General features: G+C 56.8%; 12 protein-coding genes. 5 read left to right on the top strand and 7 right to left on the bottom strand.

The window, feature by feature from the left end; all coding sequences use genetic code 11:
* Positions 1 to 4: 4 nt before the first annotated feature.
* Both gspE and hofC read left to right on the top strand, forming a co-directional pair.
* Positions 5 to 1,390: a type II secretion system protein GspE gene (gene gspE, locus BN3796_RS08845; RefSeq protein ID WP_061707996.1), complete on the top strand. Its 1,386-nt coding sequence runs from the start codon at positions 5 to 7 to the stop codon at positions 1,388 to 1,390.
* Positions 1,380 to 2,573: a protein transport protein HofC gene (hofC, locus tag BN3796_RS08840; RefSeq protein WP_061707995.1), complete on the top strand. Its 1,194-nt coding sequence runs from the start codon at positions 1,380 to 1,382 to the stop codon at positions 2,571 to 2,573. Before gspE ends, hofC begins: the two co-directional genes overlap by 11 nt.
* A gap of 29 nt (positions 2,574 to 2,602) precedes the next feature.
* Here hofC and BN3796_RS08835 read toward each other — a convergent pair whose 3' ends face one another.
* The gene (locus tag BN3796_RS08835; RefSeq protein ID WP_061707994.1) at positions 2,603 to 3,646 is read right to left on the bottom strand and encodes a GMP reductase; all 1,044 of its coding nucleotides are present in this window, start codon (positions 3,644 to 3,646) and stop codon (positions 2,603 to 2,605) included.
* Between the two features lie 225 nt (positions 3,647 to 3,871).
* Between BN3796_RS08835 and coaE the strand changes: the two genes are divergently transcribed.
* The 3 genes from coaE to yacG are packed head-to-tail and all read left to right on the top strand — an operon-like array spanning position 3,872 to position 5,439.
* On the top strand, positions 3,872 to 4,492 hold the full coding sequence (gene coaE / locus BN3796_RS08830) for a dephospho-CoA kinase (protein ID WP_061707993.1): 621 nt from the start codon (positions 3,872 to 3,874) through the stop codon (positions 4,490 to 4,492).
* Positions 4,492 to 5,235 (top strand): cell division protein ZapD, encoded by a 744-nt coding sequence (gene zapD, locus BN3796_RS08825; RefSeq protein ID WP_061707992.1) that lies wholly within the window; start codon positions 4,492 to 4,494, stop codon positions 5,233 to 5,235. Before coaE ends, zapD begins: the two co-directional genes overlap by 1 nt.
* Before the next feature lie 9 nt (positions 5,236 to 5,244).
* Positions 5,245 to 5,439, top strand: a complete 195-nt coding sequence (yacG, locus tag BN3796_RS08820; protein WP_061707991.1) for a DNA gyrase inhibitor YacG — start codon at positions 5,245 to 5,247, stop codon at positions 5,437 to 5,439.
* Here the strand turns inward: yacG and mutT are convergent, their stop codons facing one another.
* The 6 genes from mutT to ftsA all read right to left on the bottom strand — a co-directional run bounded on the left by mutT (position 5,440) and on the right by ftsA (position 13,038).
* Positions 5,440 to 5,841 carry an 8-oxo-dGTP diphosphatase MutT gene (gene mutT, locus BN3796_RS08815; protein ID WP_061707990.1) on the bottom strand — a complete coding sequence of 134 codons (402 nt, stop codon included), beginning with the start codon at positions 5,839 to 5,841 and terminating at the stop codon, positions 5,440 to 5,442. It lies immediately after the preceding gene.
* 56 nt (positions 5,842 to 5,897) lie between these two features.
* Positions 5,898 to 8,603, bottom strand: coding sequence for a preprotein translocase subunit SecA (gene secA, locus BN3796_RS08810; protein ID WP_061707989.1), 2,706 nt, complete (start codon positions 8,601 to 8,603; stop codon positions 5,898 to 5,900).
* A 59-nt stretch (positions 8,604 to 8,662) separates the two neighbouring features.
* The gene (gene secM / locus BN3796_RS08805) at positions 8,663 to 9,166 is read right to left on the bottom strand and encodes a secA translation cis-regulator SecM (RefSeq protein WP_061707988.1); all 504 of its coding nucleotides are present in this window, start codon (positions 9,164 to 9,166) and stop codon (positions 8,663 to 8,665) included.
* A 261-nt stretch (positions 9,167 to 9,427) separates the two neighbouring features.
* Positions 9,428 to 10,345: a UDP-3-O-acyl-N-acetylglucosamine deacetylase gene (lpxC, locus tag BN3796_RS08800; RefSeq protein WP_061707987.1), complete on the bottom strand. Its 918-nt coding sequence runs from the start codon at positions 10,343 to 10,345 to the stop codon at positions 9,428 to 9,430.
* Positions 10,346 to 10,446: 101 nt separating this feature from the next.
* A complete protein-coding gene (gene ftsZ / locus BN3796_RS08795; RefSeq protein ID WP_061707986.1) occupies positions 10,447 to 11,598 on the bottom strand; it encodes a cell division protein FtsZ in 1,152 nt (383 codons plus the stop codon).
* A gap of 183 nt (positions 11,599 to 11,781) precedes the next feature.
* On the bottom strand, positions 11,782 to 13,038 hold the full coding sequence (ftsA, locus tag BN3796_RS08790) for a cell division protein FtsA (protein ID WP_061707985.1): 1,257 nt from the start codon (positions 13,036 to 13,038) through the stop codon (positions 11,782 to 11,784).
* Position 13,039: the final 1 nt, after the last annotated feature.

The raw sequence follows: 13,039 nt of genomic DNA, 5'->3' as shown, positions 1-13,039 counted from the left end.
CAAGATGAACGCCGAACAACTCAGCATCCTTTGCCAGCGTCACCACGCCCATCTGATTGGCTGCGATGCCGGGAAAGTCAGCATCGCCGTCGTCGACGCGCCCTCTTCCGCCCTGATGGAAGCGCTGCGTTTCGCCACGCAAAAACGCATCGATATTGAGTGCTGGAGCGCGGAGCGGATGGAGAAACACCAGCCGCACGCCGTCTCCTCTGCGCTGCCCGCGGTCACGGCGGCCTCGGCATCCGCGAGCGACATCCTCAACAAGATGCTGCTGGAGGCGCTCAACCGCCGCGCCTCCGACATCCATATCGAGCCGGCAGAGCCTGACTGGCAGATCCGGTTGCGCATTGATGGCGTACTCTCTCCCCAGCCGCCGCTCCCCTCGGCGCTCGCCCCCACGCTCACCGCCAGGCTAAAGGTGCTCGGCAATCTCGACATCGCCGAGCGCCGTCTCCCGCAGGATGGTCAGTTCACCATAGAGCTGGCCGGGTCGCCGGTTTCATTTCGCATCGCTACGCTCCCCTGCCGCGGGGGGGAGAAAATCGTGCTGCGGCTGCTGCATCAGGTGCAACAGCCGCTGGAGCTCAGCACGCTCGGCATGTCGCCCGCCCAGCTCGCCCTCTTCGAGAGCGCCCTGCGCCAGCCGCAGGGGTTAATCCTGGTGACCGGCCCGACCGGCAGCGGCAAAACCGTAACGCTTTACAGCGCGCTGCAGACCCGTAACGCGCCGGAGGTCAATATCTGTAGCGTCGAAGATCCGCTGGAAATTCCCCTGCCCGGGCTCAATCAGACGCAGATCAACCCGCGTGCGGGACTCACCTTTCAGAGCGTGCTGCGCGCTTTGCTTCGACAGGATCCGGATATCATGATGGTGGGCGAAATTCGCGACGGCGAGACGGCGGAAATCGCCATCAACGCGGCGCAGACCGGCCACCTTGTGCTCTCCACGCTGCACACCAACTCGACGGCGGAAACGCTGATTCGCCTTCAGCAGATGGGCGTGCCTCGCTGGATGCTCTCCTCCGCCCTTTCGCTGGTCGTTTCTCAGCGGCTGGTGCGCCGCCTCTGCCCGCACTGTCGTGAACAGACGGCGCACTCTCCCGCGCTGCCCGCCGCTCTATGGCCACGCAAGCTGCCCGGCTGGAAACCGATCGGCTGCGATCGCTGCTACCACGGCTTTTATGGTCGCGTCGCGCTATTTGAGGTGCTGCATATCAACGAGGCGATACGCGAAGAGATCGCCTGCGGCGCGCCGGTAAAGGCGATAGAAAAAAGCGCCAGGCAGGCGGGCATGAATACCCTCTTCGAACATGGCTGCATGGCGGTGGAGCTGGGACACACGACGCTTAACGAACTGCTGCGCGTGCTGGGGCTGCCTGATGGGTGCTAGCCAGCTCTGGCGCTGGCGCGCCCTGACGCAGGAAGGGGTGATAGAGCACGGAACGATCTGGGCTGCCAGCCGTCAGGCGGCGTGCGATCGGTTAATGAAAAAAGCGATCTTCCCGCTCTCACTATCCCGCTGCTGGCTGCAAAAGCGGTGGCGGCCTGAGCACGCCTGCGATCTCTTTTATCAGCTTGCCGTGCTGCTGGGCGCCGGGCTCACGCTGGCGCAAAGCCTGCCATTGCTGACTGAACAGCACCCGGCTCCCCAGTGGCGTGCCCTGCTTGTCAGCCTGGCGGAAGATCTTAACGACGGCAGCACCTTCTCAGCCGCGTTACAAAAATGGCCCGATGTTTTTTCGCCTCTCGCCATTGCAATGATAAAAACGGGCGAGCTGACCGGAAAGCTGGAGGTCTGCTGCCGCCAGCTGGCAGAACAGCAAAAAAGACAGCGCCAGCTCACCGCGAAGGTGAAAAAAGCGCTGCGTTATCCCCTGCTGGTGCTGACGCTGGCGATGGGTGTGGTAATGGCGATGGTAACGCTGGTGCTGCCGGAATTTGCCGCCATCTATAAAACGTTCAACACTCCGCTTCCGCTGCTCACCCGGGGGGTGATTCGCTTCGCTGCCTTTATCCAAGTGTGGGCTCTTCTTCTTACCGCTGCCCTGCTGTTGCCAGTGATAGCGATGCACAGCCTGCGTGGCCATCCCGGCTGGCAGCGTCTTAACCAGAAAATCTTGCTACGGTTACCTGTCATTCGAACACTGGTTCGCGGTCAAAAGCTAAGCCACATCTTTACCGTGCTCTCGCTTACTCAGCAGGCGGGGATCGCGTTTTTAGAGGGGCTGGAAAGCACGCAGGCGACGCTGGAAAATCGCTTCTGGCAGGACCGTCTGGCTGAAATGAGGGAACGTATCACCCAGGGTGCGACGATCTGGTCATCGCTGGACGATAGCGTCTTTACGCCGCTTTGCATTCAGCTTGTCCGAACGGGAGAGGCCTCCGGCTCGCTCGATTTAATGCTGGCCAACCTGGCGCGCCATCACCATGAGCAGACCTTTCAGCAGGCGGACAGCCTGGCAGCCATTCTGGAGCCACTACTGCTGATCGTGACGGGGCTGATTATCGGCACGCTGGTCATTGCGATGTACCTGCCGATTTTTCATCTGGGCGATGCCATCAGCATGGGGTAGCGCTGGCGTAACCTGCCAGCGCCGGGAGATTAGAGGCTATTGAAAATGCGGTTTTCCTGCTCCTGCACGCGGATAAAGGTGGTGCGTTTGGTCAGCTCCTTCAGGCGGGAAGCGCCGACATAGGTACAGGCAGAGCGCAGGCCACCGAGGATATCGAGCGCGGTGTTTTCCACCGGACCGCGCAGCGGCAGCTTCACGGTTTTCCCTTCTGCCGCGCGGTATTTCGCAACGCCGCCTACGTGGCGATTCATGGCGGACTCAGAGCTCATGCCGTAAAACAGCATAAACTTCTCGCCATTCTCTTCTACGAGGGTGCCGCCGCTCTCTTCGTGACCCGCCAGCATACCGCCAAGCATCACTAAGTCCGCGCCGCCGCCGAAGGCTTTCGCCACGTCGCCGGGCGTGGTGCAGCCGCCGTCGCTGATAATCTGTCCGCCCAGACCGTGCGCCGCGTCAGCACACTCGATCACGGCGGAGAGCTGCGGATAGCCGACGCCGGTTTTTACGCGGGTGGTACAGACGGAACCCGGCCCGATACCGACCTTCACAATATCGGCCCCTGCGAGGATCAGCTCCTCACACATTTCGCCGGTCACCACGTTGCCCGCGATGATGGTTTTGGTCGGCCACGCTTCGCGCGCCTTGCTGACAAACTGAACGAAGTGCTCAGAGTAGCCATTCGCCACGTCGATGCAGACAAAGTTCAGCGCCGGGATAGCGGTCAGGATCTGTTTGGTCTTTTCAAAATCGGCGTCAGAGGTGCCGGTGGAGACCATGACATGCCGGAGCACATCTTCAGAGACGGAATCCGCGAAGGTTTTCCATTCGTCTGGGGTGTAGTGCTTATGCACTGCGGTCAGGATATCGAACGCCGCCAGCGCTTTCGCCATGGCAAAGGTACCTACGGTATCCATGTTGGCGGCAATAACGGGTACACCAGACCAGGACTGACCCGAGTGTTTAAAGGTGAATTGACGTTCGAGTTCAACGTCTGAGCGGCTCTTAAGGGTAGAACGTTTAGGGCGGATAAGAACGTCTTTAAAACCTAACTTCAGATCTTCTTCGATACGCATTGCGGATTCCTGGGGTTAATGTCGAAAACGATACTCACAACTCCAGTGACGCTATCATACGCACTAATACGTGCTCCGCAAGACTGCGAATTTCTCTTTTTTTACGCTACAATCCTATAAATTTACCTGTGCAAAAGCGGGTAAATACCGCAAAACAACGGGCGCCTTCAGTCTATATTTTAAGCAATTGATTTAAAAAATGAATAATTCCCAGGATCTGGTTTAATGGGTTACATCGTTGCATTAACGGGCGGTATCGGTAGTGGGAAAAGCACCGTCGCCACCGCGTTCGCACGTCTGGGTGTCACAGTAATTGACGCTGACATTATTGCGCGTCAGGTGGTAGAACCAAATACAGCTGCGTTAAACGCCATCAAAGCGCATTTTGGCGAGGATATTCTTCACGCTGACGGCACGCTCAACCGGCGGCGACTGCGCGAGCGTATCTTTAACGATGCGCAGGAAAAGCGCTGGCTTAACGCGCTGCTTCATCCCATCATCCATCAGGAAACCCAGCGCCAGATTGCACAGGCTGCATCCCCGTATGTGCTGTGGGTTGTTCCGTTGCTGGTGGAAAATCAGCTCCACCACAAAGCGGATCGGGTGCTGGTGGTGGATGTGGAAGTGGAAACGCAAATTCAGCGGACGATGGCCCGTGATAAGGTGTCGCGGGAACATGCACAACAGATCCTTGCCGCTCAGGCCACGCGCGAATCGCGGCTGGCCGTCGCGGATGATGTTATTGAAAATAACGGCGCACCGGATGCCATCGCATCGGATGTTGCCCGCCTGCATGCGCGCTATCTGACCTACGCCGCGCAGGCTGTAGCACAGGAAAAACCGTAATGAATAACTATGTTCTCTTCGAGCACCCGCTTAATGAAAAGATGCGTACCTGGCTGCGCATAGAGTTTCTGATTCAGCAGCTTTCCAGCCATCTTCCCGTCGACTCCTACGCCACCGCGCTACATTTTTTCCGTAATACGGGCGATCTGCTGGATGTGCTGGAGCGCGGCGAAGTACGTACGGAATTGCTCAAAGAGCTGGATCGTCAGCAGCGTAAGCTGCAGGCCTGGGTCGAAGTGCCGGGGGTCGACAGGGCGCGGATCGATGCGTTGCGCCAGCAGCTTAAGCAGTGCGGCAGCACGCTAATGTCAGCGCCGCGTATCGGGCAGTTTTTGCGTGAAGACCGTCTGATCGGCCTCGTTCGCCAGCGCCTGAGTATTCCCGGTGGCTGCTGTGGTTTTGACCTGCCCACGCTGCATATCTGGCTGCATATGCCGCAGGCCCAGCGCGACGTGCAGGTGCAAAGCTGGCTGGCGAGCCTTGAGCCGTTGACCCAGTCGCTGACGCTGGTGCTCGATCTGATCCGCAACTCCGCGCCGTTCCGTAAGCAAACCAGCCTGAACGGTTTTTACCAGGACAACGGCGATGACGCCGATCTCCTGCGTCTGCACCTCTCTCTCACGGAACAGCTCTACCCACAGATTTCGGGCCATAAGAGCCGTTTCGCCATCCGATTTATGCCGCTGGATAGTGAAAACGGGACCGTCCCTGAACGTCTCGATTTCGAACTGGCCTGCTGTTAAGGAGCCATCATGTCTGAAGTGACCACCGTAAACTGCCCTACCTGCGGGAAAACCGTCGTCTGGGCCGAAATCAGCCCCTGGCGCCCCTTCTGCTCTAAACGCTGCCAGCTTATCGACCTGGGCGAATGGGCCGCTGAAGAGAAGCGCATTCCCAGCGCGGGCGACAGCTCAGAGAGCGACGACTGGAGCGAAGAGAAAGAATAATTAGCTGGCAGGGTACTGCTGCTTCAGCTTCTCAATAACGGGGGCGTTGGCGGGCGGAAATTGCCCGACGTCCAGCGCAGCCAGCGCCATCCAGCTGCCTGGCTGCCCCTCTTTCCCCCACGGTTCCCCTTCCCAGCTCTCCACCAGCCAGAACCAGAGCGTAATGTGGCGATCGGGGAACTGATACTCAAGCTTTTCGAACAGCGTCGCGCCGGAAGGGGTGATGCCTACCTCCTCCTGCAGCTCTCGCACCAGCGCCTGTTCCGGCGTTTCCCCCGCTTCGATTTTCCCGCCGGGAAACTCCAGCTTATTGGCCATATGTGCGTCGGCGGCGCGCCGGGTAATGAAGATCTGATTGAGTGGATTGCGAATAATCCCGACGGCGATGTTTAATATTTTCACAGGCTGACTCCCATAAAAAAGGCGCAGAGTTCTGCGCCTTTTCATTTTCGTTGTGCTTAGCTCAGACGGCCATGGCACTGCTTATATTTTTTACCGGAACCGCACGGGCACGGATCGTTGCGGCCAATCTTGCGCTCGCCCGTTTCCGCCGCCAGCGCTTCAGCCGCTGCGGTTTCGTCATCCTTGTGGCTCAGCTGCTGCATCTGCGCCAGACGCTCCGCCTCTTCGCGGCGCTGCTGTTCCATCGCTTCCACCTCTTCCGGCATACGCACCTGAACCTTGCTCAGGGTACTGATGACTTCATACTTCAGCGACTCCAGCATGGAGGCGAACATGGCGAAAGATTCACGCTTGTACTCCTGCTTCGGATCTTTCTGCGCGTAGCCGCGCAGGTGGATACCCTGACGCAGGTAGTCCATCGCTGCAAGGTGCTCTTTCCACAGGGAGTCGAGCGTTTGCAGCATCACCCCTTTTTCGAAGTGACGCATCATTTCAGCGCCAACCACCTCTTCTTTACGCTTGTAAACCTCTACTGCGGTAGAGTAGATGCGCTCGCGCAGCGTCTCTTCGTGCAGCTCCGGCTCTTTATCCAGCCACTCTTTGATCGGCAGATCCAGATCGAAATCATTTTTCAGACGCTCCTGCAACCCTTCGATATCCCACATCTCTTCCAGCGACTGCGGCGGAATGTGCGCATCAATGGTCGCTTTAAAGACATCTTCACGAATGCTGTTAATGGTTTCGCTCACGTCGGAGACATCCAGTAGTTCGTTACGCTGGGTATAAATTGCGCGACGCTGGTCGTTGGCAACATCGTCATATTCCAGCAGCTGCTTACGAATATCGAAGTTGCGGCTCTCTACTTTGCGCTGCGCGTTGGCAATCGCTTTGGTCACCCACGGGTGCTCGATGGCTTCGCCCGGCTTCATACCCAGTTTGCGCATCATGCCCGATACGCGATCCGAGGCGAAAATACGCATCAGCGCATCTTCCATGGAGAGGTAGAAACGGGAAGAACCGGCATCACCCTGACGGCCCGCACGGCCACGCAGCTGGTTATCGATACGACGGGATTCATGACGCTCTGTACCGATGATATGCAGACCACCTGCCGCCAGAACCGCATCGTGACGCACCTGCCAGTCGGCTTTGATCTTTTCAATCTGCTCCGGTGTCGGGTTTTCCAGCGCGGCCACTTCCGCCTGCCAGCTACCGCCCAGCATAATATCGGTACCACGACCCGCCATGTTGGTGGCGATGGTCACCGCCGACGGATAGCCCGCCTGGGCGACGATGTCTGCCTCTTTCGCGTGGAACTTGGCGTTCAGCACGTTGTGCTTGATGCCCGCTTTCGTCAGTTCGTTAGAGACCACTTCCGACTTTTCAATGGAGATGGTACCTACCAGCACCGGCTGGCCCGCCGCGGTACGCTCACGAATATCTTCGATGATCGCCTGAATTTTTTCCGCTTCGGTCATATAGACCAGGTCCGGCATATCCTTACGGATCATCGGACGGTTGGTCGGCACAACCACGGTATCCAGCTTATAGATAGAGCTAAATTCGAACGCCTCGGTATCCGCTGTACCGGTCATACCGGCCAGTTTCTCGTAGAGACGGAAGTAGTTCTGGAAGGTGATGGAAGCCAGCGTCTGGTTCTCATTCTGGATCTCAACGCCCTCTTTCGCCTCCACCGCCTGGTGCAGACCGTCAGACCAGCGGCGGCCCTGCATGGTACGGCCGGTGTGCTCATCGACGATGATCACTTCGCCATCTTTGACAATGTAATCCACGTCGCGAGTAAAGAGCGCATGGGCGCGCAGCGCGGCGGTAACATGGTGCATCAGCATAATATTGCTCGGAGAGTAGAGCGACTCGCCCTCTTCCATGATGCCCTCTTTCACCAGCAGCTCTTCGATCAGCACCAGACCGCGTTCGGTCAGGTTAACCTGACGCGCTTTTTCGTCAACGGAGAAGTGCCCTTCACCCTGGAAGGTGTCGGAGTCCTCTTTCTCCTGGCGCAGCAGGTGCGGAATAATTTTATCGACCTTGCGATAGAGTTCGGAGCTGTCCTCCGCCGGACCAGAAATGATAAGCGGCGTACGCGCTTCGTCGATCAGGATGGAGTCCACCTCATCCACCAGCGCATAGTGCAGTTTACGCTGCACGCGCTCTTCCGGACTGAACGCCATGTTATCGCGCAGGTAGTCGAAGCCATATTCGTTGTTGGTACCGTAGGTGATGTCGGCGTTGTAGGCCTCACGCTTCGCTGGCGCCGGCAGGCCGGACATGTTGATGCCGACGGTCATGCCCAGAAATTCGAACAGCGGACGGTTATTTTCGGCGTCACGCTGGGCCAGATAATCGTTGACGGTAACAACGTGCACGCCTTTACCGGAGAGCGCGTTGAGGTAAGCAGGCAGGGTTGCGGTGAGGGTTTTACCTTCACCGGTACGCATCTCGGCGATGCAGCGGTCGTTCAGGACCATACCACCCAGCAACTGCACGTCGAAGTGACGCATACCAAACACGCGCTTGCTCGCCTCACGCACAACGGCGAAGGCTTCAGGAATCAGGCTCTCAACGGTCTCGCCTTTCGCGATACGGGCGCGAAACTCGGCGGTTTTACCTTTCAGCTCTTCATCGGAGAGTTTTTCCATCTCCGGTTCCATGGCGTTAATGAGGCTGACCGCTTTGCGCATACGGCGCAGGGTACGATCGTTACGGCTTCCGAATACTTTAGTTAATAACTTGATTAGCATGATAAATTCTCAAACGCCCCTCATGGGCAGATAAATTAAAAAAGTGAAAAACCATTAATTTAGCTGAGGCGTTGAGGCCCGGCGCGGATGCCCTGGACCTGGCTTAACCAGGTGGAGACAGAAAAGGTCGCGCGCGGAATATACGCAGTGGCAGTCACCTGACGCACAATGACCGGCGGTTTACTCTCCTGCGTCAGCAGCGCGTTAAGGGTATTGAGCAGCGCAAGATGATGAACCTGCACCGGCAGGGAGGCTTCGGCCACGGGCATGGCTTGCGGCGCCATAGCAAAAGAGAGGTGGCGGATCACCACGCGGATAGCGTGCTGATGCCAGTAATCTACCGTAAAGCTTGGACGACGATTTGCCTCCAGCAGCGCGAGGTTGCTGAAATTAACCCGGGTGGAGAGATCCTGATTCGTAGTGGTGGTTTTTGCGGGTGTCGCCGCTTCGGCGCTGTTATTGAGCGCAGGCAGGCCAAGGCTCGCCGCGACCATCCCCAGTAAGAGATGCGGCCAGAAGTAACGTCTGCCTAATTGTCGCCAGCGCGTCAGTATTCCGCTCACCAAGCCACCATAGCAATCAGCCCAAACGGACTCGCATTAAGAGAGTATTTAACCTGTCGATATTACCACTAAAGCGAATTAACAGCAGCAGGAATGAGGTAACGCAACGGATAAAAACGGTCAAGAATAGAGCGAACGCGTTGTGAATACGTACACTTCTGGAAAGAGCGGGCGAAATTGCTGCAGAGAATACAAAAACGACTGGTTCCCCTGGCCGGAGAGAGTACCAGGTTAACCAGTCGATTTACATAGCGTGTGCTATCAGGCCAGAACCATGCTCGGCGCTTTGAATGCCAGCGGCAGTTCTGCTTCGTCCTCGAAGGTCACATATTCCCAGGCTTCCTGCTTCGCAAGAACGGCCTGCAACAATTTGTTGTTCAATGCATGACCCGATTTAAAGGCGGTAAATGCACCGATGATATTGTGACCGCACATGAACAGGTCGCCAATGGCATCCAGCATTTTGTGACGAACAAATTCGTCTTCAAAACGCAGCCCGTCTTCGTTCAGTACACGATAATCGTCAACAACGATGGCACAATCGAAGCTACCGCCCAGGCACAGGCCACGGGACTGTAAATATTCGATATCGCGCATGAAACCGAAGGTACGCGCACGGCTGATCTGGCGCATAAACGCATCAGCAGAGAAGTTCATCGCGTAACGCTGGCTGCTGGAGTCGATGGCCGGATGGTTAAAATCGATGGTAAAGTCCAGCGAAAAACCATTGTACGGCTTAAATTCGGCCCACTTGTCGCCATCTTCGACGCGAACGGTCTCTTTGATACGAACAAATTTCTTGGCGCAGTTCAGTTCATCAATGCCTGCATCCAGCAGAAGATAAACAAACGGCGCAGCACTGCCGTCCATAATCGGGATTTCCGGCGCATCGACTTCAACAATAATGTTGTCGATACCCAGACCCGCCAGGGCGGCGTTCAGGTGCTCTACGGTAGAAATCCGCACGTCATGCTCATTAACCAGGCAAGTACAGAGCATAGTATCACGCACAGATTTGGCATCGGCCGGGAAATCTACCGGTGGATTCAAGTCGGTGCGACGATAGATGACCCCGGTATTGGCCGGCGCAGGGCGCAACGTCAGGGTGACTTTCTTGCCGGTATGTAAACCGACACCCGTCGCCTGAACGATACGTTTAAGTGTCCTTTGTTTGATCATCGTATAATCTCGCCAAATTACTTATCCAACCGAAAGTGTACATCACTAACGGGCGGCCAGTTTAGCACAAAGAGCGCAAATCCCCAAATTCCAGCCAATTCTTAATCAGCTTGCTTACGCAGGAACGCAGGAATGTCAAGATAATCAGGCTCTTTCGCAGTTTGCGGCGTATTATCGTTAACCACTTTCGCCGCCGGTTTTTGCTCCTGGCTCAGCGGAGACATACCGTGCTGCTGGTAACGATCGATCGCCGGTTGCGGAGTCTGTTTGTTGGTCACCAGGGTGATTTCAGGACGCTTGTCCATACCGATACCGGTGGCCACAACGGTTACGCGCAGTTCGTCGTTCATCTCTGGATCCAGAGAGGTACCGATAACCACGGTCGCGTTATCAGAGGCGAACGCACGAATGGTGTTACCCACGGTTTCAAACTCGTCCAGACGCAGGTCAAAGCCAGCCGTGATGTTGACCAGGACGCCACGCGCGCCAGAGAGGTCGATATCTTCCAGCAGCGGGGAGGAGATAGCCATTTCCGCCGCCTCTTCCGCACGATCTTCACCGCTCGCCACGCCAGAGCCCATCATCGCGTAGCCCATTTCGGACATTACGGTGCGCACGTCAGCGAAGTCAACGTTCATCAGACCCGGACGGGTGATCAGCTCGGCGATGCCCTGTACCGCGCCTTTCAGCACGTCGTTAGCCGCGCCAAACGCGTCCAGCAGGGAGATACCGCGCCCCAGCACTTTCAGCAGCTTGTCGTTCGGGATGGTGATCAGGGAGTCCACATGCTTGGAGAGCTCAGTGATCCCCTGCTCTGCGAACGCCATACGTTTTTTGCCTTCAAAGTTGAAAGGCTTGGTCACGACCGCAACAGTCAGAATACCCAGGTCTTTCGCCACTTCAGCCACCACCGGCGCCGCACCCGTACCGGTACCGCCGCCCATGCCCGCTGCGATAAAGACCATGTCCGCGCCTTCCAGCGCGGTGCGCAGCGCTTCACGGTCCTCTTCCGCCGCGTTACGGCCGACTTCCGGGTTAGCCCCAGCGCCCAGACCTTTGGTGATGCCACCGCCGATCTGAATGGTCTGGCCTACCGCCGTTTTACGCAGCGCCTGCGCATCGGTGTTAACCGCGAAAAATTCCACCCCTTCAATGCGCTCGCGCACCATGTGTTCTACGGCATTACCGCCGCCGCCACCGACGCCGATGACTTTAATCACCGCGTCGTTGGTCAGTTCCATAGGTTCAAACATAGTTTCTCTCCGTTTTCACGCTTCATCCTTTAAGCTGCCTTTGATGGCGGCCGCTGTTCGCTTCACTGCCTGTATCCGCAAGCGTGAAAGGAACTCTTCGTCGCCGCCACAACGCATCTTAACCGATTCTGCGTATGTGCCTGTCGCCTGAAACCGCTAATTTTGTGCGGTCTCTTTAAAAAATTAAAATTCTTTTCGCAGCCAGTTATTGATTCGTTTGACCCACGAACCCACTGATGTGCGTTTTTCCACTTCCGCTTCACCACTCAAATGGGACTCTTTCCCGTAGTGAAGCAGGCCCACAGCCGTTGAATAATAAGGCTCCTGAGCGTAATCCGTTAAACCGGTAATATTGAGCGGAGCGCCGATACGCACCTGCGTATGGAACACCCGCTGCGCACAGGCTGCAAGCCCCTCAATTTGCGCCGCGCCGCCGGTTAATACAATCCCCGCCGCAAGATGATGTTTTACGCCTTGCTGGCGAAGCTGTTCCTGTAATTGCAAGAGCTCCTCGTTGACGAGGTTAAGCAGCTCCGTGTAACGCGGCTCAATGACCTCTGCCAGCGTCTGGCGCTGCAGGCTGCGCGGCGGACGACCGCCCACGCTTGGCACCTCAACGCTCTCGTCTTTGCCGACGATAGATCCCAGCGCACAGCCGTGGCGCACCTTAATGGCCTCGGCATCGCTCGGCGGCGTACCGAAGGCGTAAGCGATATCGCTGGTCACCACATTTCCCGCGTAAGGGATCACTTTGGTGTGGCGCAACGCGCCGCCGGTATAGACGGCCATATCCATTGTACCACCGCCGATATCAACCACACAGACGCCCAGCTCGCGTTCGTCCTCAGTCAGGACGGAATAGCTTGCGGCCAGCCCTGCAAAAATAAGTTGGTCAACTTTCAGGCCACAACGTTCAACGGCTTTAACAATGTTTTTCGCCATATCGTTGTGACATGTGATCAAGTGCACTTTTGCCTGCATGCGTACCCCGGAAAGGCCGACCGGATTCTTGATTCCTTCCTGATAGTCGATCGCATATTCCTGCGGAATAACATGCAGCACACGATGTTCGTCGCGTACGCGTACGGACTTCGCAGTATGGACGACGTTTTCCACGTCCTCCTGCGTCACTTCCTCTTCGGAGATGGGCACCATGCCAATCTCATTCTGACAGCTAATATGTTTACCAGAAAGCGCCAGATAGACGGAGGAAATCTGGCAATCCGCCATCAATTCGGCCTGATCGATGGCGCGCTGGACGCATTTCACCACCGACTCAAGATCGTTTACCCCACCTTTATCCATACCACGGGACGGGCAGCTGCCCACGCCAATGATATTGACCATACCGTCAGGCAGAACTTCCCCTACTAAAGCGGCTACCTTCGCGGTGCCAATCTCCAGTCCAACCACCAGTTTTCTGTCCGTCGACTTGATCATT

Source organism: Pseudenterobacter timonensis (genome assembly GCF_900021175.1).
GTDB lineage: Bacteria > Pseudomonadota > Gammaproteobacteria > Enterobacterales > Enterobacteriaceae > Enterobacter > Enterobacter timonensis.
This window is presented reverse-complemented; position numbering and strand designations above follow the sequence as displayed.

What these genes read in the sequence shown, in the direction of transcription:
- gspE (WP_061707996.1), top strand. Translation starts at nt 5, where the DNA reads ATGAACGCCGAACAACTCAGCATCCTTTGCCAGCGTCACCACGCCCAT.
- hofC (WP_061707995.1), top strand. Translation starts at nt 1,380, where the DNA reads ATGGGTGCTAGCCAGCTCTGGCGCTGGCGCGCCCTGACGCAGGAAGGG.
- BN3796_RS08835 (WP_061707994.1), bottom strand. Translation starts at nt 3,646, where the DNA reads ATGCGTATCGAAGAAGATCTGAAGTTAGGTTTTAAAGACGTTCTTATC.
- coaE (WP_061707993.1), top strand. Translation starts at nt 3,872, where the DNA reads ATGGGTTACATCGTTGCATTAACGGGCGGTATCGGTAGTGGGAAAAGC.
- zapD (WP_061707992.1), top strand. Translation starts at nt 4,492, where the DNA reads ATGAATAACTATGTTCTCTTCGAGCACCCGCTTAATGAAAAGATGCGT.
- yacG (WP_061707991.1), top strand. Translation starts at nt 5,245, where the DNA reads ATGTCTGAAGTGACCACCGTAAACTGCCCTACCTGCGGGAAAACCGTC.
- secA (WP_061707989.1), bottom strand. Translation starts at nt 8,603, where the DNA reads ATGCTAATCAAGTTATTAACTAAAGTATTCGGAAGCCGTAACGATCGT.
- lpxC (WP_061707987.1), bottom strand. Translation starts at nt 10,345, where the DNA reads ATGATCAAACAAAGGACACTTAAACGTATCGTTCAGGCGACGGGTGTC.
- ftsZ (WP_061707986.1), bottom strand. Translation starts at nt 11,598, where the DNA reads ATGTTTGAACCTATGGAACTGACCAACGACGCGGTGATTAAAGTCATC.
- ftsA (WP_061707985.1), bottom strand. Translation starts at nt 13,038, where the DNA reads ATGATCAAGTCGACGGACAGAAAACTGGTGGTTGGACTGGAGATTGGC.